This window comes from Streptomyces fragilis, assembly GCF_003112515.1.
Lineage (GTDB): Bacteria > Actinomycetota > Actinomycetes > Streptomycetales > Streptomycetaceae > Streptomyces > Streptomyces fragilis.
Map to the genome: position 1 here is coordinate 971,061 of NZ_BEVZ01000004.1, position 24,329 is coordinate 995,389.

Here is a 24,329-nt window from a genome sequence, read left to right on the forward strand (position 1 = left end):
CTCAGGCGTCCTTGGACTCCTCGGCCGGGGCCTCGGTGGTCTCGGCGGCCTCGTTCGTCCCGGTCTGCTCGGCGTCCTTCTCGGAGGACTCCTTGACCGCACGCTTCGTGGCGGCCTCGGCCTCACCGGTGGCCTGCTGGGCCACGGTCAGGGCCTCGACCAGCTCGATGACGGCCATGGGCGCGTTGTCGCCACGGCGGTTACCGATCTTGGTGATGCGCGTGTAACCACCGGGGCGGTTCTCGTAGCGCGGGCCGATCTCGGTGAAGAGCGTGTGGACGATGCTCTTGTCCGTGATCACCGAGAGCACCTGGCGGCGGTTGTGAAGGTCGCCCTTCTTCGCCTTGGTGATCAGACGCTCGGCGTACGGGCGCAGACGGCGCGCCTTCGTCTCCGTGGTGGTGATGCGGCCGTGCTCGAAGAGGCTCTTCGCGAGGTTCGCGAGGAGCAGCTTCTCGTGCGCGGCGCTGCCGCCCAGACGGGCACCCTTGGCGGGCTTCGGCATTTCTTCTCCTAGGTGTCTGCTCCGGCCGTATCAGGTACCGGAGTCAGTATCCGAGCGGGCGGTCGCCCGTCGAAGACCCGCGCCCCCGAGGGGACGCGGGAAGTACGGCTGTCGTGACCGGACTCAGTACTGCTCGGTCTCGACGAACCCGGCGTCCGAGTCGTCGTCGGCGCCGAAGGCGTCGGCGGCGGCGGTCGGGTCGAATCCGGGCGGGCTGTCCTTGAGGGCCAGGCCCATGCCGGCCAGCTTCGCCTTGACCTCGTCGATGGACTTCGCACCGAAGTTGCGGATGTCCAGCAGGTCGGCCTCGGAGCGGGCGACGAGCTCACCCACGGAGTGGATGCCCTCGCGCTTGAGGCAGTTGTACGACCGGACGGTGAGCTCGAGCTCCTCGATCGGCAGCGCCAGGTCGGCGGCCAGGGCGGCGTCCGTCGGGGACGGGCCCATGTCGATGCCCTCGGCGTCGACGTTGAGCTCGCGGGCCAGACCGAACAGCTCGACCAGGGTCTTGCCGGCCGACGCCATGGCGTCGCGCGGGCGCATGGCCTGCTTGGTCTCGACGTCGACGATCAGCTTGTCGAAGTCGGTGCGCTGCTCGACTCGGGTCGCCTCGACCTTGTAGGTGACCTTGAGGACCGGCGAGTAGATCGAGTCGACCGGGATGCGGCCGATCTCCTGGCCGGCCTGCTTGTTCTGGACGGCGGAGACGTAGCCGCGACCGCGCTCGACGGTCAGCTCCATCTCCAGCTTGCCCTTGCCGTTCAGCGAGGCCAGAACCAGGTCGGGGTTGTGCACCTCGACACCGGCCGGGGGCGCGATGTCGGCGGCGGTGACCAGACCCGGGCCCTGCTTGCGCAGGTACATCACGACCGGCTCGTCGTGCTCCGAGGAGACGACCAGCTGCTTGATGTTGAGGATCAGGTCGGTGACGTCCTCCTTGACGCCCGGCACGGTGGTGAACTCGTGCAGCACGCCGTCGACGCGGATGGACGTGACCGCCGCACCCGGGATCGAGGACAGGAGGGTACGGCGCAGGGAGTTGCCGAGGGTGTAACCGAAGCCCGGCTCCAGCGGCTCGATCACGAACCGGGAGCGGAATTCGTCGACGACCTCTTCGGTCAACGAGGGACGCTGAGCGATCAGCATTCTTGGATCAGATCCTTCTTTCGTGGACGCCCGCTATTTGACGCCCGACGGAACCGCACCCGGCAGGAGGTGCGGGTAATGCAAGGGTACGGGCGGCACGTCCCCTTTCGGAGGCGTACCGCCCGGTCCCTCAAGCCCTCACGGGCGCCGGATCAGACGCGACGGCGCTTGGGGGGACGGCAGCCGTTGTGCGGCGTGGGGGTGACGTCCTGGATCGAACCCACCTCGAGGCCGGTGGCCTGGAGGGAGCGGATCGCGGTCTCGCGGCCGGAGCCGGGACCCTTGACGAAGACGTCGACCTTGCGCATGCCGTGCTCCTGCGCGCGGCGCGCGGCCGACTCGGCGGCCATCTGCGCGGCGAACGGGGTGGACTTGCGCGAGCCCTTGAAGCCGACGTGGCCGGCGGAGGCCCAGGAGATCACGTTGCCGGACGGGTCCGTGATCGAGACGATCGTGTTGTTGAACGTGCTCTTGATGTGCGCGTGGCCGTGAGCGACGTTCTTCTTTTCCTTGCGGCGCACCTTCTTGGCAGCGCCCTGACGTCCCTTGGGGGGCATGTCTTATCTCCTACGGGAGGTGGTCGGTCCTACAGCGAAGACCGTGGACAGTCGTCCGCTGCGGACTACTTCTTGCCCGGCTTCTTCTTGCCGGCGATGGCGCGACGCGGGCCCTTGCGGGTGCGGGCGTTCGTGCTGGTGCGCTGACCGCGGACCGGCAGGCCACGACGGTGACGCAGACCCTGGTACGAGCCGATCTCGACCTTGCGGCGGATGTCGGCCTGAACCTCGCGACGGAGGTCACCCTCGGTCTTGATGTTCGCGTCCACGTACTCGCGGATCGCGACGAGCTGCTCCTCGGAGAGGTCGCGAACGCGGACGTTCGGGTCGATGCCCGTCGCGGCCAGCGTCTGCTGGGACAGGGTCCGGCCGATGCCGAACACGTAGGTGAGGGCGACCTCCACGCGCTTTTCGCGCGGGATGTCAACACCGGAAACGCGTGCCATTCAATGGCTCCAGTTGGTTGTCGGAGGTCTGCGGCAGGACCGCCTCCCGCCCGCCGTCCCCCGTCGATGCACGGGGTCGGTACGGGACGGGTCCCCGGCCTCCGACCGGGGGTGTCGGAACCGACAGAGCGGTTCCGGGTCCTGCGTATGACATTTTGCTCGCGTCGCGCGAAGACTCTGCGGAAGCAGAGGGGAGGTCAGTGCGTCAGCCCTGGCGCTGCTTGTGGCGCGGGTTCTCGCAGATGACCATGACCCGACCGTGACGGCGGATCACCCTGCACTTGTCGCAGATCTTCTTGACGCTCGGCTTGACCTTCATGGGATGAGGTTCTCCGGGTCAGTGCCACCACCCGCGGACCGCCCAAGCCGGACGGCGCACGGAGTGCAGGCAGATCTACTTGTACCGGTAGACGATCCGGCCACGCGTCAGGTCGTACGGAGACAGCTCCACCACGACCCGGTCGTCAGGGAGGATGCGGATGTAGTGCATGCGCATCTTGCCGCTGATGTGAGCCAGGACCTGGTGGCCGTTCTGGAGCTCGACCCTGAACATGGCGTTCGGCAGAGACTCGACGACAGTGCCCTCGATCTCGATGGCACCTTGCTTCTTGGCCACGCTTCGCCCTTCGAATCGACTACCTTGATCGACTCCGCACGAAGCGCATGCAGGCATGCGGGTGCACGGGAGCCGACGAGTCAGTCTACGTCAGGGCACCCCGAAATACGAATCGGGGAAGAATGCCCCATCCGCGTGATCCTTATGCCCGATCGGGCGGACCAAACGCATCGCGGGCCCTCCGCACACGCCGGGACACGCCGCACCCCCGCCGGGCGGGCGCGCGGCGCCGCGGGACGGGGGTGACGGGCGGGACGGGGGGTGACGGCCGGGCCGCCGGGCGGGGCGCCGCCGGGCGGTCCGGTCAGGAGGCCAGCGGGTCCGGGGCCGCGGTGATCCCGTGCTCGGCCAGCTTGGCGCGGCCCGCGTCGGGGGCGGTGAGGACCAGGGGCCCCTGCTCGGTGAGCGCCACCGAGTGCTCCCAGTGCGAGGACCAGGTGCCGTCCGTGGTGATCACGGTCCAGTCGTCGGCGAGCACCTTCGTCTTCGGCGTGCCCAGCGACACCATCGGCTCGATGGCCAGGCAGAAGCCGGTGACCAGCTTCGGGCCCTTGCCGCGGCGCCGCTCGACGTAGTTCAGCAGGTGCGGGTCCATGTGCATCTCGGTGCCGATGCCGTGGCCGCCGTAGTCCTCGACGATGCCGTACTTGCCGCCGCCCGGCTTCGGCTGGCGGCGGATGTACGTCTCGATCGCGCGGGAGACGTCGACCAGCCGGTTGCCCTGCTTCATGGCCGCGATGCCCGCCCACATCGACTCCTCGGTCACCCGGGAGAGCTCGTGCAGCTCGGGGAGGTGGCCGGAGCCCACGAAGCAGGTGTAGGCGGCGTCGGCGTGCCAGCCGTCGATGATCGCGCCGGCGTCGACGGAGATGACGTCGCCGTCCTTGAGGACCACCTCGTCGGAGGGGATGCCGTGGACGACCACCTCGTTGACCGAGGTGCAGATCGTCGCGGGGAAGCCGCCGTACCCCAGGAAGTTCGACTTGGCGCCGTGCTCGGCCAGCACCTTGCGGGCCACCTCGTCCAGGTCCCGCGTCGTGGAACCGGGGACCGCTGCCTCCCGGGTGGCCGCGTGCACGGCGGCGACGACAAGCCCCGCCTCGCGCATCTTGGCGATCTGCTCCGGGGTCTTGATCTGCACCATGAGCGCTACGGGCCTTTCTCCGCCGGGACCGACGTTTTCCGTCCTGTACGTACACCACCAACGATACGTGTTCCCTGCACCGGCCGTGACAGCCCGGTCCCGGGCGCGTACGGAGCGCACCGGAGGGCCGACGACACCCCGGGCCCGTCCGCCGGGCCCCGTACGACGCAGGACCGCGGCTCCCCCGGAGGGGAGCCGCGGTCCTGTGCAGCCGTGTGCGGGTGTGCGGGCTACTCGCCGGCCTTCAGCGCGGACATCGCCCGCGCCGTGACCTCGTCCACCTTGCCGAGCGCCTCGATCGTCACGACCAGGTCCTGCGCCCGGTAGTAGTCGATGATCGGCTCGGTCTGGGTGTGGTAGACCTCCAGGCGCTTGCGCACCGTGTCCTCGGTGTCGTCGTCCCGCTGGTACAGCTCACCGCCGCAGACGTCGCAGACGCCGTCGGCCTTCGGCGGGTTGTAGGTGGCGTGGAAGACGTGCGCCGAGTCCTTGCGGCAGATGCGCCGGCCGGCGATCCGCTTCACGATCTCGTCCTCGGGAACCTCGAGGTCCAGCACCGCGTCCAGCTTCATGCCGCTCTCGGAGAGCATCCCGTCCAGCGCCTCGGCCTGCGAGACGTTGCGCGGGAAGCCGTCGAGGAGGAAGCCGTGCGCGGCGTCCGCCTGCTCCATGCGGTCCTTGGCCATCGCGATGGTGACCTCGTCCGGTACCAGGTCGCCCTTGTCCATGTACGACTTCGCCAGCTTGCCCAGCTCCGTCTGCTGGCCGATGTTGGCCCGGAACAGGTCGCCCGTGGAGATGTGCGGGATGGAGAGGTTCCCGGCCAGGAACGCGGCCTGCGTTCCCTTACCGGCACCAGGCGGCCCGACGAGGACGATTCGCATCAGCGGAGGAACCCTTCGTAATTGCGCTGCTGGAGCTGGCTCTCGATCTGCTTCACCGTCTCGAGGCCCACACCCACGATGATCAGGATGCTGGTGCCGCCGAAGGGGAAGTTCTGGTTTGCCCCGAAACCAACCAACGCCATCGTCGGCACGAGAGCGATCAGACCCAAGTACAGCGAACCCGGCCAGGTGATCCGGTTGAGCACGTAGCTCAGGTACTCAGCGGTCGGTCGGCCAGCCCGGATGCCCGGGATGAACCCACCATACTTCTTCATGTTGTCGGCCACTTCTTCGGGGTTGAAGGTGATGGCCACGTAGAAGAAGGCGAAGAAGACGATCAGCAGGAAGTACAGGGAGATGTAAATCGGGTCATTACCCGTCACCAGGTGTGCCTGGATCCAGCTCTTCCAGCCGGAGTTGCCGCTGGAGAACTGCGCCACCAGCGCCGGGATGTAGAGCAGCGACGAGGCGAAGATGACCGGGATCACACCCGCCTGGTTGACCTTGAGCGGAATGTACGTCGAGGTGCCGCCGTAGGAACGACGGCCGATCATGCGCTTCGCGTACTGGACGGGAATGCGGCGCTGCGCCTGCTCGACGAAGACCACCAGGCCGACCATGACGAAGCCCACCAGCAGCACGGTGCCGAACTCGATCCAGCCGTCGGCCAGGGTGCCCGACTCCTTGATCGCCCACAGCGCGGCCGGGAAGGTCGCGGCGATCGAGATGAACATCAGGATCGACATGCCGTTGCCGATGCCGCGGTCGGTGACCAGCTCGCCCAGCCACATGACGACGGCGGTGCCGGCGGTCATGGTGAGGACCATGATGACGGTGGTGAAGATCGAGCGGTCCGGGACGATCTGGCCGGCCACGGAGCAGCCGCTGAACAGCGCGCCGCTGCGGGCCGTCGCGACCAGGCCGGTGCCCTGCAGCACGGCCAGCGCGATCGTCAGGTAGCGGGTGTACTGCGTGATCTTCGCCGTACCGGACTGGCCCTCCTTCTTGAGGGCCTCGAGCCGCGGGATCACGACGGTCAGCAGCTGCAGAATGATGCTCGCCGTGATGTACGGCATGATGCCGAGCGCGAAGATCGTGATCTGCAGCAGCGCACCACCGCTGAACATGTTGACCAGACCGAAGAGCCCGGCGGACTTGCCTGCCGCCTGCTCCACGCAGATCTGGACGTTCTGATAGTTCACGCCAGGGATCGGCACGTGCGTACCGACGCGGTAGACGACGATGATGCCGAGCGTGAAGAGCAGCTTCTTGCGCAGGTCGGGCGTCTTGAACGCCCGGGCGAACGCGGTGAGCACGGTGCCTCCTGCGACCCCCGCGCAACTGCGTCAAGGGTGACGGTCTTGAGGATCGACAAATACCAAACGATGTAACGGGCCGCCGCCGCTTCGAGTGCCCGGTGCGCCGTACGGGTGCACTGGTCGAAGGGTGGCAGTGGAGGTCACCTTACCGGCGACACCAACCCCTTAGGAACGACCAACCGGGGATACCCCATTTGTGGGGCACCCCCGGTCGGGAACGCTCGGGTCACATGGACATCAGCCGGACATCTTTACGACGTCGGCCCGTCCGGAACTCGTCAGACGAGCTCGGTGACCGTACCGCCGGCGGCGGTGATCTTCTCCTTGGCGGAGCCGGAGACGGCGTCGACCGTCACCTGCAGCGCCACGGAGATCTCGCCCTGGCCCAGGACCTTGACGAGCTGGTTCTTGCGGACGGCACCCTTGTCGACCAGGTCGGCAACGGTGACCTCCCCACCCTCGGGGTAGAGGGCGGCGAGCTTGTCCAGGTTCACGACCTGGAACTCGGTCTTGAAGGGGTTCTTGAAGCCCTTCAGCTTCGGGAGACGCATGTGGAGGGGCATCTGGCCACCCTCGAAGCGCTCCGGAACCTGGTAACGGGCCTTCGTGCCCTTGGTACCACGACCGGCCGTCTTACCCTTCGACGCCTCACCACGACCCACACGGGTCTTGGCGGTCTTGGCGCCCGGGGCGGGACGGAGGTTGTGGATCTTGAGCGGGTTCTGCTCCGCCATGATCAGTCGACCTCCTCGACCGTCACGAGGTGGCGGACGGTGTGCACCATGCCGCGGAACTCGGGGCGGTCCTCCTTGACGACCTGCGTGTTGATGCCCTTGAGGCCAAGGGAACGCAGGGTGTCGCGGTGGTTCTGCTTGCTGCCGATGTACGACTTAACCTGGGTGATCTTGAGCTGTGCCATTACGCAGCACCAGCCCCGGCACGCGCACGCAGGAGAGCCGCGGGAGCGACGTCCTCGAGGGGCAGACCACGGCGGGCCGCGATCTCCTCGGGGCGCTGCAGGCCCTTGAGGGCCTCCACGGTCGCGTGCACGATGTTGATCGCGTTGGACGAGCCGAGCGACTTCGACAGCACGTCGTGGATACCGGCGCACTCGAGCACGGCGCGCACCGGACCACCGGCGATAACACCGGTACCCGGGGACGCGGGCTTGAGCAGCACGACGCCGGCAGCCTTCTCACCCGTGATCGGGTGCGGGATGGTGCCCTGGATGCGGGGGACCTTGAAGAAGTGCTTCTTGGCCTCCTCAACGCCCTTGGCGATGGCGGCCGGCACCTCCTTGGCCTTGCCGTAACCGACACCCACGGTGCCGTCACCGTCGCCCACCACGACCAGCGCGGTGAAGCTGAAGCGACGACCACCCTTCACAACCTTGGCGACACGGTTGATCGCGACAACGCGCTCAACGTAAGCGGTCTTCTCGGCGGCAGCTGCGCCGCCGTCACGGCCCTTCCGGTCCCGCCGCTCGCCGCCACCGGCACCGCTACCGCGGCGCTGGGGTCCAGCCATTGGAATTACCTCTCTCTGTTTCCGCTAGCTTCGCTACGGAACCGGCTCAGAACTTGAGACCGGCTTCGCGGGCGGCGTCCGCCAGGGCGGCGATGCGCCCCGCGTACCTGTTGCCACCACGGTCGAACACGACGGCCTCGACGCCCGCGGCCTTGGCGCGCTCGGCGACCAGGGCGCCGACCTGACCGGCCTGCGCGGACTTGTCGCCCTCGCCACCGCGGATCGAAGCGTCCAGGGTGGACGCCGACGCCAGGGTGTGACCCTTGATGTCGTCGATCACCTGGGCCACGATGTGGCGGTTCGAGCGGGTCACGACGAGACGGGGACGCTCGGCGTCACCGGAGATGTTCTTGCGGATCCGGATGTGCCGACGCTTGATGGCGGCGCGCTTGTAGGCGTCGCCCTTCAGGATCTTCTGCCCGTATGCCATGGGTTACTTACCCGCCTTTCCGACCTTGCGGCGGATGACTTCGCCCTCGTACTTGACGCCCTTGGCCTTGTACGGGTCGGGCTTGCGCAGCTTGCGGATGTTCGCCGCGACCTCGCCGACCTTCTGCTTGTCGATGCCCTCGACCTGGAAGCGGGTGGGGGTCTCCACCTTGAAGGTGATGCCCTCGGGCGCCTCGACGGTGATCGGGTGCGAGTAGCCGAGCGCGAACTCGAGGTTCGAGCCCTTGGCCGCCACGCGGTAACCGACACCGCTGATCTCGAGCTTCTTCACGTAACCCTGGGTCACGCCGGTGATCATGTTCGCCACCAGCGTGCGGGACAGGCCGTGCAGGGCCTTGTTCTGACGCTCGTCGTTGGGGCGGGTCACCTGGAGGGTGCCGTCCTCGCCCGTGACGATCTCGATCGGCGCCACGACGGTGTGGGTCAGAGTGCCCTTGGGGCCCTTGACCGTGACCGTACGGCCGTCGATGGTGACGTCCACGCCGGCGGGAACCGCGATGGGGAGCTTGCCGATACGCGACATAGCTGTATCTCGTTCCCTTCCGTTACCAGACGTAGGCGAGGACTTCCCCACCCACGCCCTTCTTGCCGGCCTGCTTGTCGGTCAGGAGACCGTGCGACGTGGAGATGATCGCCACGCCGAGGCCGCCGAGGACCTTGGGCAGGTTGGTGGACTTCGCGTACACCCGGAGACCGGGCTTGGAGATCCGCTTGATGCCCGCGATGGAGCGCTCGCGGTTCGGGCCGAACTTCAGCTCGAGGACGAGGTTCTTGCCGACCTCGGCGTCCTCGACCTTCCAGCCGGTGATGAAGCCCTCCTGCTGGAGGATCTCCGCGATGTGCGACTTGATCTTGGAGTGCGGCATCGACACCGTGTCGTGGTATGCCGAGTTCGCGTTACGCAGACGCGTGAGCATGTCTGCGATCGGATCAGTCATGGTCATGAATTGGCCTTAGGCCTCTCTCGCCGGGGTTTCCTGGTGCGCCATCCCTCTCCCCGATCCGAGACGGGACGGGTGCGGCGCGGTGGACCTACGGCGTAGTAAGCGTCATTGAGCGGGACCGTGCCCCGCGGACGGCCGGGCACGGCAAGCGCCCAACCACACCAGCCTAAGCCATGTGTGGCGGGTCGCCTGCCGGACCGGCCTGCTTACCGAGAGCCCGGGATCCCCAAATGGGGATTTACCAGGAGCTCTTGGTCACGCCCGGCAGCTCGCCACGGTGAGCCATCTCACGGAGGCACACGCGGCAGAGGCCGAACTTGCGGTACACGGAGTGCGGACGGCCGCAGCGCTGGCAGCGGGTGTACGCGCGCACACCGAACTTGGGCTTGCGAGCAGCCTTCGCGATGAGAGCCTTCTTCGCCATCTCGCTCACGCCTCCTTGAACGGGAAGCCGAGGTGACGGAGGAGCGCACGGCCCTCAGCGTCGTTGGCAGCCGTGGTCACCACGGTGATGTCCATGCCTCGGGTGCGGTCGATCTTGTCCTGGTCGATCTCGTGGAACATGACCTGCTCCGTGAGACCGAAGGTGTAGTTGCCACGGCCGTCGAACTGCTTGGGGGACAGACCACGGAAGTCGCGGATGCGCGGGAGCGCGAGCGACAGGGTGCGGTCCAGGAACTCCCACATGCGGTCGCCACGGAGCGTGACGTGGGCACCGATCGGCTGACCCTCACGCAGCTTGAACTGCGCGATGGACTTGCGGGCCTTGGTGACGGCCGGCTTCTGACCGGTGATCGTGGTGAGGTCGCGAATGGCGCCGTCGATCAGCTTGGAGTCGCGGGCGGCGTCGCCCACACCCATGTTGACCACGATCTTCACGAGGCCGGGAACCTGCATGACGTTCTCGTACTTGAACTCGTCACGCAGCTTGCCCGCGATCTCCTCGCGGTACTTCGTCTTCAGACGCGGAGTGGTGGTAGCCATCAGATGTCCTCACCCGTCCGCTTGGCAACGCGGATCTTGTTGCCGTTCTCGTCGAAGCGGTAACCGACGCGGGTCACGACCTTCTGGCCGTCCTTCTCCACGACGAGCTGAACGTTGCTCACGTGGACCGGCGCCTCGACGGTCACGATGCCGCCGGCCTGGTTCGGGCCGGCCTTCGTGTGCTTCTTGACCCGGTTGACACCCTCGACCAGGACACGGTTCTCGCGGGGGAAGGCCGCGACGACCTTGCCCTGCTTGCCCTTGTCCTTGCCGGTGATGACCTGGACCAGGTCGCCCTTCTTGATCTTCATGCTCACAGCACCTCCGGCGCGAGGGAGATGATCTTCATGAACTTCTTCTCGCGCAGCTCACGGCCCACCGGGCCGAAGATACGGGTGCCACGAGGGTCGCCGTCGTTCTTCAGAATGACGGCGGCGTTCTCGTCGAAGCGGATGTACGAGCCGTCCTGGCGGCGGCGCTCCTTGACGGTGCGAACGATGACGGCCTTGACGACGTCACCCTTCTTCACGTTGCCACCGGGGATCGCGTCCTTGACGGTGGCGACGATGACGTCACCGATGCCCGCGTAGCGGCGACCGGAGCCACCGAGCACACGGATGCAAAGGATTTCCTTCGCACCAGTGTTGTCGGCGACACGCAGTCGCGACTCCTGCTGGATCACGTCTATCTCCTGATCGTCTGCCGGTTCCCTCCGGAGCAGAGCCGGAGAGCCTGGCGGAACTCACCCGCGGGAGATCCCCGCGGGAGTTTACTTGGCCTGAAGAGGCGAGGAACCGGGCCGGGGGGCGGGGTGGCCCCCCGGCCGGTCAGCTGGGGCAGGGCCCCGGCTTGTTACTTCGCCTTCTCGAGGATCTCGATGACGCGCCAGTGCTTGGTGGCGGACAGCTTCCGGGTCTCCATCAGGAGGACGCGGTCGCCGATGCCGGCAGCGTTCTGCTCGTCATGCGCCTTGAGCTTGTTCGTACGGCGGATGACCTTGCCGTACAGCGCGTGCTTCACGTGGTCCTCGACGGCGACGACGACGGTCTTGTCCATCTTGTCGCTGACGACCAGGCCCTCACGGGTCTTGCGTGCGTTGCGCTCGGTCTTCTGCTCAGTCACGTTGTTCTCGCTCATGCGTTCTCCACCGACTCGATGCCGAGCTCACGCTCACGCATGAGGGTGTAGACCCGGGCGATGTCCTTGCGGACCGCCTTCAGACGGCCGTGGTTCTCGAGCTGTCCGGTCGCCGCCTGGAAGCGGAGGTTGAACAGTTCTTCCTTGGCCTCGCGGAGCTTCGCGAGAAGCTCCTCGTTGCCCAGCTCGCGCAGCTCGGACGCCTTGGTACCGGCCGACATCACGCTTCACCTGCCTCGCGCTTGACGATCCGGCACTTCATCGGCAGCTTGTGGGCCGCACGAGTCAGCGCCTCACGGGCGATCTTCTCGTTGGGGTAAGACAGCTCGAACATGACCCGACCCGGGTGCACGTTCGCGACCCACCACTCCGGCGAACCCTTACCGGAACCCATGCGGGTCTCGGCGGGCTTCTTGGTGAGGGGGCGGTCCGGGTAGATGTTGATCCAGACCTTGCCGCCACGCTTGATGTGGCGGGTCATCGCGATACGAGCGGCCTCGATCTGGCGGTTGGTGACGTACGCCGGCGTCATGGCCTGAATGCCGTACTCGCCGAACGCAACAGTCGTACCGCCCTTGGCCATACCGCGGCGCTTGGGGTGGTGCTGCTTGCGGTGCTTGACCCTACGCGGGATCAGCATGGGTCAGCTCTCCTTTCCGGCAGAGCTCGGCTCGGCAGCGGCGCCCGCGGGAGCCTCGGCCGTGCGGGCCTCGGCGGCAGCAGCCGACTGCTGGGGCTTGCGGCCGCGACCGCCACGCTCGCCACCGCGGCCACCACGGCCGGCCGGGCGGTCGTTGCCACCACGGGCCGGGCGGTTGCCGGCGCGGGCGGCGGCGTTCTCGGCGCGGACCTCGGCGATGTTCTTGACGTCGCCCTTGTAGATCCAGACCTTCACACCGATGCGGCCGAAGGTCGTCTTGGCCTCGAAGAAGCCGTAGTCGACGTTGGCGCGGAGCGTGTGCAGGGGCACGCGGCCCTCGCGGTAGAACTCCGAGCGCGACATCTCGGCACCGCCGAGACGGCCACCACACTGGATCTTGATGCCCTTGGCCCCGGCCTTCATCGCCGACTGCATGCTCTTACGCATGGCGCGACGGAAGGAGACGCGGGAGGAGAGCTGCTCGGCGACGGCCTGGGCCACGAGCTGAGCGTCGGTCTCGGGGTTCTTGACCTCGAGGATGTTCAGCTGGACCTGCTTGCCGGTGAGCTTCTCGAGGTCGCCGCGGATGCGGTCGGCCTCGGCGCCACGGCGGCCGATGACGATGCCCGGACGAGCGGTGTGGATGTCCACACGCACGCGGTCACGGGTTCGCTCGATCTCGACCTTGGAGATGCCGGCGCGCTCCATGCCGGACGTCATCATCCGACGGATGGCGACGTCTTCCTTGACGTAGTCCTTGTACAGCTTGTCGGCGTACCAACGCGACTTGAAGTCGGTCGTGACACCGAGCCGGAACCCATGCGGGTTAACCTTCTGGCCCATTACCGGGTTCCTTCCTTGCTGCTGACGACCACGGTGATGTGGCTGGTCCGCTTGCGGATCCGGTAGGCGCGGCCCTGGGCGCGCGGACGGAACCGCTTCAGAGTCGGGCCCTCGTCGACGTACGCCTCGGAGACGTACAGGCTCGACGAATCGGTGTGGTCGTAGTTGTGCGCGGCGTTGGCGATGGCGCTGTCCAGCACCTTGCCGACCGGCACGCTCGCGGCCTGCGGGGCGAAACGCAGGACCGCCTGAGCCTCCGTGGCGTCCATGCCACGGATAAGGTCCACCACTCGGCGGGCCTTCATGGGCGTGACGCGGATGTACCGCGCCTGGGCCCTGGCTTCCATGGTTGTCCCTTCAGTGTCTGTCATGGTCTTTCACAGCCCCGCTTAGCGGCGCTTCGACTTCCGGTCGTCCTTGACGTGACCCCGGAAGGTGCGCGTCGGCGAGAACTCGCCGAGCTTGTGGCCGACCATGGACTCGGTGACAAACACCGGGATGTGGGTCTTGCCGTTGTGCACCGCGATCGTGTGGCCGAGCATGGCCGGGACGATCATCGAGCGACGGGACCAGGTCTTGATGACGTTCTTGGTGCCGGCTTCGTTCTGGACATCCACCTTCTTCATGAGGTGGTCGTCGACGAAGGGCCCCTTCTTGAGACTACGCGGCATCTAAACCCGCTCCTAGCGCTTCTTGTTCGTCTTGCGGCGGCGGACGATGTACTTGTTCGACGCCTTCTTGGGCGAACGAGTACGACCTTCCTTCTTGCCCCACGGGGAGACGGGGTGACGGCCACCGGAGGTACGGCCTTCACCACCACCGTGCGGGTGGTCGACCGGGTTCATGACGACACCACGGACGGTCGGGCGAACGCCCAGCCACCGCTTGCGGCCGGCCTTGCCCCAGTTGATGTTGCTCTGCTCGGCGTTGCCGACCTCGCCGATGGTGGCGCGGCAGCGCACGTCGACCAGGCGGATCTCACCGGAAGGCATGCGGAGGTGGGCCATGGTGCCCTCCTTCGCGAGCAGCTGCACCGAGGCGCCGGCGGAGCGGGCGAACTTGGCGCCGCCGCCCGGACGGAGCTCGATCGCGTGGATCGTGGTACCGACCGGGATGTTGCGGATCGCCAGGTTGTTGCCCGGCTTGATGTCGGCCCCGGGACCGTTCTCGACGCGGTCGCCCTGCTGCAGGTTGCGCGGCGCGAGGATGTAGCGCTTCTCGCCGTCCGCGTAGTGCAGCAGCGCGATGCGCGCGGTGCGGTTGGGGTCGTACTCGATGTGCGCGACCTTCGCGGGCACGCCGTCCTTGTCGTGACGACGGAAGTCGATCACGCGGTAGGCGCGCTTGTGGCCACCACCCTGGTGGCGAACGGTCACACGACCGGCGTTGTTACGGCCGCCCTTGCTGTGCAGCGGGCGGACCAGCGACTTCTCCGGCGTGGACCGCGTGACCTCGACGAAGTCGGCGACGCTGGAGCCACGACGGCCCGGAGTCGTCGGCTTGTACTTGCGGATACCCATTGTCTCTCAGTCCTCGGAAGTAATCCGAAATCTGGACGATCCCGACCGCCGTCAGGCGGTCGGACCGCCGAAGATGTCGATACGGTCGCCCTCAGCGAGGGTTACGATCGCGCGCTTGGTGTCGGGACGCTTGCCGAACCCGGTGCGGGTCCGCTTGCGCTTGCCCTGGCGGTTGATCGTGTTGACCCCGGTGACCTTGACCGAGAAGACCGACTGCACGGCCTGCTTGATCTGGGTCTTGTTGGCCCGCGTGTCGACGAGGAACGTGTACTTGTTCTCGTCGATGAGCGCGTAGCTCTTCTCCGACACGACCGGCTTCAGCAGCACGTCACGGGGGTCCGTGTACGCCTTGCTGGCCGGGGTGACGACGGTGTTCTTGCCCTCGGCGGCGTGGCGGCGCGCCTTGGCGACGCGCGTGGCCTTGGCGGCCTTCGCAGCCTTCGAGGCGATGCTCGGGTGACGCGTAGCCATCAGGCCTCGCTCCCTTCGGTGACGGCCTGGCCGCCGGACACGAAGGACTCGAAAGCGGCCTTGGTGAAGACCACGTCGTCCGAGACGAGAACGTCGTACGTGTTCAGCTGGCCCGGCTCCAGGATGTGGACCTGGGGCAGGTTGCGGGCGGACAGCCACGCGGCCTCGTCGGCGCGGTCGACGACCAGGAGCAGGTTCTTGCGCTCCGAGATTTTGCCGAACAGCGACTTCGCGGCCTTCGTGGAGGCGGCACCCTCGACCACGCCGGAGACGACGTGGATGCGGTTGTGACGCGCCCGGTCGGTGAGGGCGCCACGCAGGGCGGCGGCCTTCATCTTCTTGGGGGTCCGCTGCGAGTAGTCACGCGGCACGGGACCGTGCACGACGCCACCACCGGCGAACTGGGGCGCGCGGGTCGAACCCTGACGGGCGCGACCGGTGCCCTTCTGGCGGTACGGCTTGCGGCCACCACCACGGACCTCGGCGCGGGTCTTGGTCTTGTGCGTGCCCTGACGGGCAGCGGCCAGCTGCGCGACGACGACCTGGTGGATCAGCGGGATGCTGACCTTGGCGTCGAAGATCTCCGCGGGGAGCTCGACGGTACCGGCCTTGTCGCCCACCGGCGAAAGGATGTCAACAGTGCTCATTACCTCAGGCCCCCTTGGCCGCGGTGCGGACCAGGACGAGGCCGCCGTTCGGACCGGGAACCGCGCCCTTGATGAGCAGCAGACCCTTCTCCGCGTCAACGGCGTGGACGGTCAGGTTCTGGGTGGTCACGCGCTCGTTGCCCATACGGCCAGCCATGCGCATGCCCTTGAAGACGCGGCCCGGGGTGGCGCAGCCACCGATCGAACCGGGCTTGCGGTGCACGCGGTGGGCACCGTGCGAGGCCTTGCCGCCACGGAAGTTGTGACGCTTCATGACACCGGCGAAGCCCTTGCCCTTGCTCTTGCCGGTCACGTCGACCTTGATGCCGGCCTCGAACACCTCGGCGGTGATCTCCTGGCCGAGGGTGTACTCGGAAGCGTCCGAGGTACGGATCTCGACGAGGTGGCGGCGGGGAGTGACGTCGGCCTTGGCGAAGTGGCCCTTGAGGGGCTTGTTCACCTTGCGCGGGTCGATCTCGCCGAAGGCGATCTGGACCGACTCGTAACCGTCGGCGTCGTTCGTGCGGACCTGGGTGACGACGTTGGGGCCGGCCTTGACGACGGTGACCGGGACGACGCGGTTGTTCGCGTCCCACACCTGCGTCATGCCGAGCTTCTCGCCCAGGATGCCCTTGATCTGCTTAGCCATTCTCAGATCACCGGCCTTCAGAGCTTGATCTCGATGTCGACACCGGCCGGGAGGTCGAGTCGCATCAGGGAGTCAACGGTCTTCGGAGTCGGGTCGAGAATGTCGATCAGGCGCTTGTGCGTGCGCATCTCGAAGTGCTCGCGCGAGTCCTTGTACTTGTGCGGCGACTTGATGACGCAGTACACGTTCTTCTCAGTGGGCAGCGGCACCGGGCCCGCGACCGACGCACCAGTGCGAGTCACCGTCTCGACGATCTTCTTCGCAGAGGAGTCGATGACCTCGTGGTCGTAGGCCTTGAGCCGGATGCGGATCTTCTGTCCCGCCATGGCTACTCAGTAGTCCTGTCTCTAGTAACGCTCTGGAACCCAGTGGGTTTGCTGGACCCTCTTCGCCGACCCACGCGGTCGGGCGTGTCGCGCTCCCGTCGATACGAAGTCCCGAACGGATCGGAATTCCCTACCAGAAGGTGATGGGAGTGCGGCTCGCTGCCGCGGAACCGGGAGCGGAAGGCCCACCGGGTGCCTGGCCGGAGCTGCGCCGACACTTCCCGGAAGATTCCCGTACTTCCAGCCCACGCGGGACTGACGAGTACTGTGGGACTCGCTTCCGGTCCTCCCGGCGGGAGGCGTGCGACATCAACACTCGACCGAGCAACTTGGCTAGTGTGCCATACGGCAGACGAGCCTGGCCAATCGGGCGGAAGAGAGTACCCGGCACGACGAGCACGTCAAACCCAAGGGTGCCGTGTCGCGCACGGTCCGTTCGAAAGCGCAGGTCAGCGGGGTTTCGCGGGACACGGTCGGCCCATCCGCGGCCCCGTCGCCACGGCTGCCCGCTCCCCCGTCGCCGGACCTGCGGGGCCGCGGGCGCGGCGACCCCCGCCGAATGTGGCGCGGATCATGCCCGATCGGGTGAAGCGCGGGGTGGACGCCCGGCCGGGACGGGACGGCCGCGGGGCAACCCGGCTCACCCGGGGCACCCCGGATGCGTGGCCGGCCCGGCGCCGTGGGCGCGGTGCAGGGTGGCGAGGGCGTCGACCAGGGCCGCCGCGGCCTGCGGGTCCAGCGGGGCGAGGAAGGAACGCTCCACGCGTTCACGTGCCTGTTCGGCCTCGGCCAGGCACCGTTCGCCCTCCGGCGTGAGGGTGATGACGTTGCGCCGCCGGTCCTGGTCGCTGCGGCGCCGCTCCACGTACCCGTTGCGCTCCAGCGAGTCGATCGCGCCGACCATGCTGGTGCGGTCCAGGCAGATCCACTCCGCGAGCTCCATCTGCGAAGGCTGCTCCCCCGACGCGTGGATGACCGCGAGGACCGCCAGCTCACGCGGGTGGAGGCGGAACGGCGCCAGCGCCTCCCCCAGCTCGGCGGACAGGCGGCCCTGGGCCTGCTTCAGCAGGTAGCCGATGCGGTGCGACAGAAGAGGCGCGTCCTTCATGGGAATGAGCGTATCCTTCACTGATGTTCAGCACTACTGATGATCTGCTGAGCTGATGAAATCCCTCGAAGGAGCCACGTCCTCGCCATGAGCGAACCCTCATTCCCCGCGTCCACGGGAACGACACGGACCGCGTCGCCCGCCGCCCCCGGCGGCGCCGACGGCGCGCCCGACCCCCGCCGCTGGTGGGGCCTGGTGGTCATCGCCCTGGCCCAGCTGATGGTGGTGCTCGACGCGACCATCGTGAACATCGCGATGCCCTCGGCGCAGAAGGCGCTGGAGATATCCGACGGCGACCGCCAGTGGATGATCACCGCCTACACCCTCGCCTTCGGCGGTCTGCTGCTGCTCGGCGGCCGGGTCGCCGACCTGGTCGGCCGCAAGCGCACCTTCGTGATCGGCCTGATCGGCTTCGCGGTGGCCTCCGCGATCGGCGGGGCGGCCCAGACGTCCGGGATGCTGTTCGCGGCCCGTGCCCTGCAGGGCGCGTTCGGCGCGCTGCTCGCCCCCAGCGCGCTCTCCCTGATGACCACCACCTTCACCGACCCGCGGGAGCGCGGCAAGGCGTTCGGCATCTACGGCGCGCTGGCCGGCGCGGGCGGCGCGATCGGCCTGCTGCTCGGCGGCATCCTCACCGAGTACCTGGACTGGCGCTGGTGCCTGTACGTCAACATCCCGATCGCCGTGGTCGCGGTGATCGGCGCGCTGGTCCTGCTGCACGACCGGCCCGGCCACCGCGAGGCGCGGCTGGACGTGCCCGGCGTGCTGCTCGGCTGCGGCGGTCTGGTCGCCGTGGTGTACGGGTTCTCGGAGGCCGAGGCGCGGGGCTGGAGCGACTCCATGGTGCTGACGCTGCTGATCGGCGGCGCGCTGCTGCTCGTCTGCTTCGGACTCTGGCAGTCCCGGGCCGCCACCCCGCTGCTGCCGCTGCGGGTGCTCGCCGACCGCAACCGCGCGGGCAGCTTCCTCACCATGGGCCTGGCCACCATCGGCATGTTCGGCGTGTTCCTCTTCATGACGTACTACCTGCAGGGCATCCTCGGGTACTCCCCCGTCAGGACCGGTCTGGCGTTCCTGCCGATGTCCGCGGCGATCATGATCGGCTCGACGCAGATCTCGGCGCGCCTGCTGCCGAGCACCCCGCCGCGGATGCTGATGGTCCCCGGCATGGTCCTCGGCGCGGCCGGCCTGAGCTGGCTGACCTTCCTGGAGGTCGACTCCGCGTACGCGACGCACGTCCTGCCGGGCATGCTGCTGCTGGGCCTCGGCATGGGTCTGACCTTCATGCCGGTCTTCTCCACCGCGACGGCGGGCGTCCGGCCGCAGGACGCCGGCGTCACCTCGGCCACGGTCAACACCGCGCAGCAGGTGGGCGGTTCGCTCGGCACGGCCCTGCTCAACACGCTCGCCACCTCGGCCACCGGCACCTACCTGGGCGAGCACCGGCCCGGTCCGGGCGGCAAGGCGCGACTGGCTCAGGAGGCCATGGTGCACGGGTTCACCCACGCGCTGTGGTGGGGCGTCGGGGCGATGCTGCTCGCCGCCGTCGTGGCCGGTCTGCTGGTCACCACCGGCCCGGCAGCCCGCGGCCGCGGACCCCAGGCGCCGGCCGCCGCCCACTGAGCGGGGCGCGACACCGGGACGCGGGTCGCGGGAGGGCGGCGGGCGAGGTGCCCGCCGCCCTCCCGCGTCCAGGTTTGCTCCGCCTCGATCCGCCCACCCGGCCAGGGTGACCAGCGGAAGGAGAGTGACCGCATGACCACGCTCAAGGTCAAGGAGATGCTCGACGCCTACCCCTCGGCGCTCGGCGGCGTGGACCGGGAGGCACTCACCGCCTGCGTCGAGGCGTGCGTGTCCTGCGACCAGGTGTGCACGGCGTGCGCGGACGCGTGTCTCTCCGAGGACATGGTCGACGAGCTCGCCACCTGCGTCCGCTCCGACCTGGACTGCGCCGACGTCTGCGGCGCCACGGCCCGGGTCCTGTCCCGGCACACCGGCTCGGACGCCGAGGTCACCCGGACCATGCTCACCGCGTGCGCCGCGGCCTGCCGGGCCTGCGGCGAGGAGTGCGCCCAGCACACCCAGCACGACCACTGCCAACTCTGCGCCGAGGCCTGCCGCTCCTGCGAGGACGCCTGCGAGGCGCTGCTCGCGGCCCTCGGCTGACGCCCCGCCGCCGCGCCCCGCCGGCCCGGGCGGCCCGGTCTGCCCGGGCGGCCCGGTGGGGGCTGCGCGCCGGTTCGACGGAGCCGCACCCGGCACGCGGAGCACCCCCGCCGGAGGTGGAGGGCTCCGGCGGGGGCGGGAGGGACGGGGCCACGGCGGCGACCGTCGCGGTGGGAGAGCCTCGGCGGACGGCTCAGGCGACCCGCTGCCACAGGGCGGGCACGTTCGGCGGCTCCCAGCCGCCCTGCGCCTGGTGCTGCTGCAGGCACCGGTAGGTCACGCCGCCGTAGGTCACGGTCGCGCCCGGCTGGTAGACGGTGCCCGCCGCCCAGGTGGTGGAGCCCTGGTCGGGCGGGGTGGTCGGCGGGGTGGTGGGCGGCGTGGTCGGGCCGGCGGTCTTCAGCGTCAGCCCGTACGCGGAGAGGATCGGGTTGACCGGGTAGTAGTAGGTGGTCCCGCCGGACGAGCAGTTGCCGCTTCCGCCGGAGGTGACGCCCTGCGCCTGGCTGCCGGAGATGAACGAGCCGCCGGAGTCGCCCGGTTCGGCGCACACCGAGGTACGCGTCACGCCCGAGACGGTGCCCTCCTGGTAGGTGACGCTGGTGTTGTGCTGCTGCACGGTGCCGCAGCGCCAGCCGGTGGTGGACCCGGAGCGGCAGATCGACGCGCCCACGGCCGCCTGCGTGGAGCCCGCCACCTGGGAACTGGAGCTCGCCACGGTCGCGGTCGCCGTCCAGTTGGCGTTGACCGCCACCCAGGCCATGTCCCGGCCGGGGAAGGTGGAGCCCTGGAAGGTCCCCTGGGCGACCTGGTTGTAGCCGGAGGTGGACTGGCCGGCCGTGCCGCAGTGACCGGCGGTGACGAAGCCCTGGGTGGCGGACCGGGTCACCGGGAAGCCGATCGAACATCGACCGCCGCCGCCCATGTAGTAGGCGTCGCCGCCGCGCAGGTCGTAGTAGGTGCGGGGGCGTTCCGCGGTCCGGACCACCGCGACGGCCGCCGGGTCCACGCCCGCCGCCTCGACCAGCTTCGCGGCCGCGGCCGGGTCGACGGCCTCGACGACGACCTTGTTGCGCTTCGGGTCGACGTAGCGGACCGGGGCGTCCAGGGCCGCGGCGGACGTCCGGGCGGCCCGGTCGAGACGGGTCCTGGCCGCCTCCAGCTCTCCCAGCGAGCGGTCCACGACGACGGCCCTGGCGCCGGCCCGCTCGATGACCTCGACGTCGGAGCGGTCGGTGGTGGCGACCGTGAGCGTGCCGGATTCCGCGCCGGCCACCCAGGAGCCGGCGTGGTCCGCGCCGAGCTCCAGGCGCAGCCGGCCGAGCGTCGCGCCCGCCTCGGCCTCGTTGGCCAGGCGCCGCCGCGTCTGCTCGGCGGTCAGGCCGAGGTCGCGCCGGAGCGCCTCGAGAAGTCCGGCCGGGGCCCGGTCGGCCTGGAGGGTCTCGGCGGCCGAGGGAGCGTGCGGCACGGACGGGACGGTCGGCCGGGCGGCCGCGGTGCCGACCAGGCCGGACAGCACCAGCGTGCCGGCGGCGAGCAGGGCCGCGGTGCCGGCGGCCGGGGAGAGCTTGGGCATGGAGGTCTCCTACGGGTGGGAGGTGGGGCAGGAGCCGTGCGGGGAGTGCGGGACTGCCGAGACCGTACGGCCGCGGCCCGTGCCCGCGTCAGCCTCCGCCCGACCCCCTCCCGCGGAGCTATGGATCGCCCCCTGCCCCGCCACCTGCGCCGCGCCCCCGTCCATGCGCCGCGCCACCGGCGCCACGCCACCACCCGGCCCCTACGCCGCGCCCCGCCGCCCGCTTCCGAGCGACCTGGGCCTCACGCGCCGCCTAGGCGTCACGCGCCCCCCGCGCCACCCGCGCCGCGCCCCCGGCCGCGCCCCGCACCCCCTGCCCACGCCGCACCACCGGCGCCACGCCACTACCCCGCCCCGCCCCCGGCCGCACGTGCCCTGGCGTCGGCGTGGGCGGCGCGTGCCTGCGCGACGACCAGGTCGACGGCGGCTGCCGGCTGCGCGGAGCCCTGCCACGCCAGCAGGTGCCGCCAGGTCAGCGGCGCCCCCGCGAGCGGCCGGGTCACGATTCCCGGGGCCGGCGGGAAGGTCGCCCGCGCCAGCCCCAGCGCCCGACCGACCTGCACCAGGTGCACGACGGAGGAGGTGTCCGTCTCGAACAGGCTCCGCGGGGTGAACCCGGCACGGGTGCAGGCCGCGGAGAAGCAGTCCGCGAAGCAGCCGTCCCCCGGAACGGCCCCCCAGTCCTCCCCCGCGAGCTCGGCCAGGTCGATCTCCGGACGCCCCACCAGCGGATGGCCGGCCGGCAGCATCACGTGCACGGCGTCCACGGCGATCTCCCGCCAGGACACCTGCGGCGCCGCGGGCGGATGCGCGGACCCGCAGACCCCGACGAGCGCGAAGTCGATCCGCCCCTCGGAGACCAGCGCGGCCAGCTCCCGTTCCGACCAGGTGGTGGTGGTCGTCACCGGTACGCCGGGCGCCGCGTCGGACAGCCGGGCGAGCAGGCCGCCCAGCAGCGGCCCGTGCGTCCCGCCCAGCCGGAACCGCCGCGGGCCGGACCGCGAGCGGGCGAACAGCGCGGCCTCCTGCTGGAGCTCGGTCACCGCCGGGAGCACCACCCGGGTCCGCGCCAGCACCAGTTCCCCCAGCGGCGTCGCCCGCACCCCGAACCGCCCGCGCTCGAACAGTGCCCCGCCCAGCGTCCGCTCGATCCGCTTCAGCTGCGCGCTCAGCGTCGGCTGGGACAGCCCAAGCGCCGTCGCCGCACGGGTCAGGCTGCCCGCGTCGGCGATCTCCCTGATCACTCTCAGATGCCGCAACTCCAGCTCCATGCAGGGAGCTTGGTCCCTGTGCGGGGCAGGTGCAAGGGCCGTGGCGACACAGCAGGGCGCCCCCGCCGGAGGGATGGAGGAACTCCGGCGGGGGCGTGTCACCGGCGGGCGGCGCGGGGTGAAGAGTTGCCCGCCGGAGCCGGTTCACCTGTCACGGGGACAGGTAGGACGTGGGCCTCGCGGGCCCGTGGGTGGGTCAGTCGTTGCGGCCCCCGGCCAGCTCCTCGCGCACCGCCCAGTAGGACGGCTTCACGGCGTAGTTCTCGTCGTAGATGTTGGCCGAGCCCTCGCCCTCGAAGACGCCGGGGACCCAGGAGTACTGGTCGGCGAAGCCCCAGATGGTGAACGAGGTGCACTTCTTCTGGTCGAGGCAGGCGTCCAGCATGCGGCCGAAGTACTCGGCCTGCCGGGCGAGCTTGGTCTCGTCCATCGGCATCACGCCGCGCACGTCGACCTCGGTGAAGGAGGACTCCACACCGATGTCGGCGAAGCGCTGCAGGTTGGCCGGGATGTCGCCCGGGAACCCGTAGAAGGTGCTCAGGTGACCCTGGATGCCGAAGCCGTCCACCTTGACGCCCTGGGCCCGCAGCTCCTTGATCAGGTTGTAGTAGGCGGTGGACTTCGCGTTGACGCCCTCGACGTTGTAGTCGTTGACGTACAGCTTCGCGTGCGGGTCGGCCTGCCGGGCCCAGCGGAAGGCGTCGGCGATGTAGGACGGGCCGAGCTGCTGGTACCAGAGCGACTGGCGGTAGCTGCCGTCCTCCTCGAAGACCTCGTTGACGACGTCCCACTGGTAGAGCTTGCCCTTGTAGTGCTTGGCCACCGTGGTGATGTGCTCACGCAGGATCTGGCGCAGCTCGTCCTTGGAGATCGAGCCGTCGGCCACGCCCGACGTCAGCCAGCCCGGGAGCTGGTTGTGCCACAGGAGGGTGTGACCGCGGACCGCCTGGCCGTTGGAACGGGCGAACTTCACCAGGGCGTCGCCCTGGGTGAAGTCGTAGACCCCGCGCTCCGGCTGGAGGGTCTCCCACTTCATCACGTTCTCGGCGGTCACCGAGTTGAACTCGCGGGCCGTGATCTTGCGGTACGTGGAGTCCTCGGCGAGGGCGTCCATGTTGACCGCGGTGCCCAGGAGCAGGTGGTCGCGCGCGGCCAGGGCCTTGAGCGGAGCACCCTTGGGGTGGTGGTACGCGCCCGCCGGAGCGGCCTGCGCGGAGGTGACGGCGCCGGTGAACAGCAGCGCCCCGCTCGCCATGACGGCTGCGGCAGCACGGAGGTGCTTCATTGCGGTCCTCTCGATGGTGCTTGATGTCGGTGGAGCGTTGCGGCACCCGTGCCGGACGGCGGTGGTGCCGAGGACGGCGGCCCCCGGCGGGGGCAGTGCTGCCCGCCGGCAGCACTGCCCCCGCCGGCGGTGACGCCGGGGTCGCCGGGCCGCTCGACGCGGCCGGGC

36 protein-coding genes are annotated in these 24,329 nt (G+C 69.2%); 2 read left to right on the top strand and 34 right to left on the bottom strand.

Features of this window, described 5'->3' with window-relative positions; translation table 11 throughout:
• Position 1 precedes the first annotated feature (1 nt).
• From rplQ to Sfr03f_RS17640, 31 genes are all read right to left on the bottom strand, one after another.
• Positions 2–505: a 50S ribosomal protein L17 gene (gene rplQ / locus Sfr03f_RS17485; RefSeq protein ID WP_108954798.1), complete on the bottom strand. Its 504-nt coding sequence runs from the start codon at positions 503–505 to the stop codon at positions 2–4.
• A 123-nt stretch (positions 506–628) separates the two neighbouring features.
• Complete coding sequence (locus tag Sfr03f_RS17490) at positions 629–1,651, bottom strand: DNA-directed RNA polymerase subunit alpha (RefSeq protein ID WP_108954799.1); 1,023 nt, start codon at positions 1,649–1,651, stop codon at positions 629–631.
• A 152-nt stretch (positions 1,652–1,803) separates the two neighbouring features.
• Entirely contained in the window at positions 1,804–2,208 is a 405-nt protein-coding gene (gene rpsK, locus Sfr03f_RS17495; protein WP_003956432.1) for a 30S ribosomal protein S11, read from the bottom strand.
• Positions 2,209–2,273: 65 nt separating this feature from the next.
• A complete protein-coding gene (rpsM, locus tag Sfr03f_RS17500) occupies positions 2,274–2,654 on the bottom strand; it encodes a 30S ribosomal protein S13 (RefSeq protein WP_108954800.1) in 381 nt (126 codons plus the stop codon).
• A gap of 205 nt (positions 2,655–2,859) precedes the next feature.
• Entirely contained in the window at positions 2,860–2,973 is a 114-nt protein-coding gene (rpmJ, locus tag Sfr03f_RS17505) for a 50S ribosomal protein L36 (protein ID WP_003998809.1), read from the bottom strand.
• A 75-nt stretch (positions 2,974–3,048) separates the two neighbouring features.
• On the bottom strand, positions 3,049–3,270 hold the full coding sequence (infA, locus tag Sfr03f_RS17510; protein ID WP_004927214.1) for a translation initiation factor IF-1: 222 nt from the start codon (positions 3,268–3,270) through the stop codon (positions 3,049–3,051).
• A gap of 304 nt (positions 3,271–3,574) precedes the next feature.
• The gene (gene map, locus Sfr03f_RS17515) at positions 3,575–4,414 is read right to left on the bottom strand and encodes a type I methionyl aminopeptidase (RefSeq protein WP_108954801.1); all 840 of its coding nucleotides are present in this window, start codon (positions 4,412–4,414) and stop codon (positions 3,575–3,577) included.
• A gap of 230 nt (positions 4,415–4,644) precedes the next feature.
• Entirely contained in the window at positions 4,645–5,298 is a 654-nt protein-coding gene (locus Sfr03f_RS17520) for an adenylate kinase (RefSeq protein ID WP_108954802.1), read from the bottom strand.
• On the bottom strand, positions 5,298–6,614 hold the full coding sequence (gene secY / locus Sfr03f_RS17525; RefSeq protein WP_108954803.1) for a preprotein translocase subunit SecY: 1,317 nt from the start codon (positions 6,612–6,614) through the stop codon (positions 5,298–5,300). Before secY ends, Sfr03f_RS17520 begins: the two co-directional genes overlap by 1 nt.
• A 281-nt stretch (positions 6,615–6,895) precedes the next feature.
• On the bottom strand, positions 6,896–7,351 hold the full coding sequence (gene rplO, locus Sfr03f_RS17530; RefSeq protein ID WP_108954804.1) for a 50S ribosomal protein L15: 456 nt from the start codon (positions 7,349–7,351) through the stop codon (positions 6,896–6,898).
• A gap of 2 nt (positions 7,352–7,353) precedes the next feature.
• Complete coding sequence (rpmD, locus tag Sfr03f_RS17535) at positions 7,354–7,536, bottom strand: 50S ribosomal protein L30 (protein WP_003974250.1); 183 nt, start codon at positions 7,534–7,536, stop codon at positions 7,354–7,356.
• Complete coding sequence (gene rpsE, locus Sfr03f_RS17540) at positions 7,536–8,144, bottom strand: 30S ribosomal protein S5 (RefSeq protein WP_108954805.1); 609 nt, start codon at positions 8,142–8,144, stop codon at positions 7,536–7,538. Before rpsE ends, rpmD begins: the two co-directional genes overlap by 1 nt.
• A 46-nt stretch (positions 8,145–8,190) precedes the next feature.
• Entirely contained in the window at positions 8,191–8,574 is a 384-nt protein-coding gene (gene rplR / locus Sfr03f_RS17545) for a 50S ribosomal protein L18 (protein ID WP_108954806.1), read from the bottom strand.
• 3 nt (positions 8,575–8,577) lie between these two features.
• Entirely contained in the window at positions 8,578–9,117 is a 540-nt protein-coding gene (gene rplF / locus Sfr03f_RS17550) for a 50S ribosomal protein L6 (RefSeq protein ID WP_108954807.1), read from the bottom strand.
• Positions 9,118–9,139: 22 nt separating this feature from the next.
• A complete protein-coding gene (rpsH, locus tag Sfr03f_RS17555; protein WP_006130772.1) occupies positions 9,140–9,538 on the bottom strand; it encodes a 30S ribosomal protein S8 in 399 nt (132 codons plus the stop codon).
• A 238-nt stretch (positions 9,539–9,776) separates the two neighbouring features.
• Positions 9,777–9,962: a type Z 30S ribosomal protein S14 gene (locus Sfr03f_RS17565; protein WP_003956452.1), complete on the bottom strand. Its 186-nt coding sequence runs from the start codon at positions 9,960–9,962 to the stop codon at positions 9,777–9,779.
• A 5-nt stretch (positions 9,963–9,967) separates the two neighbouring features.
• The gene (rplE, locus tag Sfr03f_RS17570) at positions 9,968–10,525 is read right to left on the bottom strand and encodes a 50S ribosomal protein L5 (protein WP_108954808.1); all 558 of its coding nucleotides are present in this window, start codon (positions 10,523–10,525) and stop codon (positions 9,968–9,970) included.
• Entirely contained in the window at positions 10,522–10,833 is a 312-nt protein-coding gene (rplX, locus tag Sfr03f_RS17575; protein WP_108954809.1) for a 50S ribosomal protein L24, read from the bottom strand. Before rplX ends, rplE begins: the two co-directional genes overlap by 4 nt.
• A 2-nt stretch (positions 10,834–10,835) precedes the next feature.
• Positions 10,836–11,204 (bottom strand): 50S ribosomal protein L14, encoded by a 369-nt coding sequence (gene rplN, locus Sfr03f_RS17580; RefSeq protein ID WP_003956455.1) that lies wholly within the window; start codon positions 11,202–11,204, stop codon positions 10,836–10,838.
• Between the two features lie 170 nt (positions 11,205–11,374).
• Positions 11,375–11,659, bottom strand: a complete 285-nt coding sequence (gene rpsQ / locus Sfr03f_RS17585; RefSeq protein WP_108954810.1) for a 30S ribosomal protein S17 — start codon at positions 11,657–11,659, stop codon at positions 11,375–11,377.
• Positions 11,656–11,880, bottom strand: a complete 225-nt coding sequence (gene rpmC, locus Sfr03f_RS17590; RefSeq protein ID WP_108954811.1) for a 50S ribosomal protein L29 — start codon at positions 11,878–11,880, stop codon at positions 11,656–11,658. The genes rpsQ and rpmC overlap by 4 nt, the downstream gene beginning before the upstream one ends.
• Complete coding sequence (gene rplP, locus Sfr03f_RS17595) at positions 11,880–12,299, bottom strand: 50S ribosomal protein L16 (protein ID WP_005313579.1); 420 nt, start codon at positions 12,297–12,299, stop codon at positions 11,880–11,882. Before rplP ends, rpmC begins: the two co-directional genes overlap by 1 nt.
• Before the next feature lie 3 nt (positions 12,300–12,302).
• Entirely contained in the window at positions 12,303–13,142 is an 840-nt protein-coding gene (rpsC, locus tag Sfr03f_RS17600) for a 30S ribosomal protein S3 (protein WP_108954812.1), read from the bottom strand.
• A complete protein-coding gene (gene rplV, locus Sfr03f_RS17605) occupies positions 13,142–13,489 on the bottom strand; it encodes a 50S ribosomal protein L22 (RefSeq protein WP_108954813.1) in 348 nt (115 codons plus the stop codon). Before rplV ends, rpsC begins: the two co-directional genes overlap by 1 nt.
• A gap of 42 nt (positions 13,490–13,531) precedes the next feature.
• Complete coding sequence (gene rpsS, locus Sfr03f_RS17610; protein WP_108954814.1) at positions 13,532–13,813, bottom strand: 30S ribosomal protein S19; 282 nt, start codon at positions 13,811–13,813, stop codon at positions 13,532–13,534.
• A gap of 12 nt (positions 13,814–13,825) precedes the next feature.
• Complete coding sequence (gene rplB, locus Sfr03f_RS17615; protein ID WP_108954815.1) at positions 13,826–14,662, bottom strand: 50S ribosomal protein L2; 837 nt, start codon at positions 14,660–14,662, stop codon at positions 13,826–13,828.
• Positions 14,663–14,713: 51 nt separating this feature from the next.
• Positions 14,714–15,133 carry a 50S ribosomal protein L23 gene (gene rplW / locus Sfr03f_RS17620; protein ID WP_108954816.1) on the bottom strand — a complete coding sequence of 140 codons (420 nt, stop codon included), beginning with the start codon at positions 15,131–15,133 and terminating at the stop codon, positions 14,714–14,716.
• Positions 15,133–15,780, bottom strand: a complete 648-nt coding sequence (rplD, locus tag Sfr03f_RS17625; RefSeq protein ID WP_108954817.1) for a 50S ribosomal protein L4 — start codon at positions 15,778–15,780, stop codon at positions 15,133–15,135. Before rplD ends, rplW begins: the two co-directional genes overlap by 1 nt.
• 4 nt (positions 15,781–15,784) lie before the next feature.
• Positions 15,785–16,429, bottom strand: a complete 645-nt coding sequence (rplC, locus tag Sfr03f_RS17630) for a 50S ribosomal protein L3 (protein ID WP_108954818.1) — start codon at positions 16,427–16,429, stop codon at positions 15,785–15,787.
• A 17-nt stretch (positions 16,430–16,446) separates the two neighbouring features.
• Entirely contained in the window at positions 16,447–16,755 is a 309-nt protein-coding gene (gene rpsJ, locus Sfr03f_RS17635) for a 30S ribosomal protein S10 (RefSeq protein ID WP_003948644.1), read from the bottom strand.
• Positions 16,756–17,395: 640 nt separating this feature from the next.
• A complete protein-coding gene (locus Sfr03f_RS17640) occupies positions 17,396–17,863 on the bottom strand; it encodes a MarR family winged helix-turn-helix transcriptional regulator (RefSeq protein WP_108954819.1) in 468 nt (155 codons plus the stop codon).
• Between the two features lie 87 nt (positions 17,864–17,950).
• On the opposite strand from Sfr03f_RS17640, the gene Sfr03f_RS17645 reads away from it, so the two are divergent.
• Positions 17,951–19,486, top strand: a complete 1,536-nt coding sequence (locus Sfr03f_RS17645; RefSeq protein ID WP_108954820.1) for an MFS transporter — start codon at positions 17,951–17,953, stop codon at positions 19,484–19,486.
• A 132-nt stretch (positions 19,487–19,618) separates the two neighbouring features.
• Positions 19,619–20,029: a four-helix bundle copper-binding protein gene (locus Sfr03f_RS17650; RefSeq protein WP_108954821.1), complete on the top strand. Its 411-nt coding sequence runs from the start codon at positions 19,619–19,621 to the stop codon at positions 20,027–20,029.
• 193 nt (positions 20,030–20,222) lie between these two features.
• On the opposite strand, the gene Sfr03f_RS17655 is transcribed toward Sfr03f_RS17650, so the two are convergent.
• The 3 genes from Sfr03f_RS17655 to Sfr03f_RS17665 all read right to left on the bottom strand — a co-directional run bounded on the left by Sfr03f_RS17655 (position 20,223) and on the right by Sfr03f_RS17665 (position 24,161).
• Entirely contained in the window at positions 20,223–21,605 is a 1,383-nt protein-coding gene (locus Sfr03f_RS17655; protein WP_108954822.1) for an alpha-lytic protease prodomain-containing protein, read from the bottom strand.
• A gap of 344 nt (positions 21,606–21,949) precedes the next feature.
• Positions 21,950–22,876: a LysR family transcriptional regulator gene (locus tag Sfr03f_RS17660; RefSeq protein WP_108954823.1), complete on the bottom strand. Its 927-nt coding sequence runs from the start codon at positions 22,874–22,876 to the stop codon at positions 21,950–21,952.
• 196 nt (positions 22,877–23,072) lie between these two features.
• The gene (locus Sfr03f_RS17665; RefSeq protein ID WP_108954824.1) at positions 23,073–24,161 is read right to left on the bottom strand and encodes an endo-1,4-beta-xylanase; all 1,089 of its coding nucleotides are present in this window, start codon (positions 24,159–24,161) and stop codon (positions 23,073–23,075) included.
• Between the last annotated feature and the right edge of the window lie 168 nt (positions 24,162–24,329).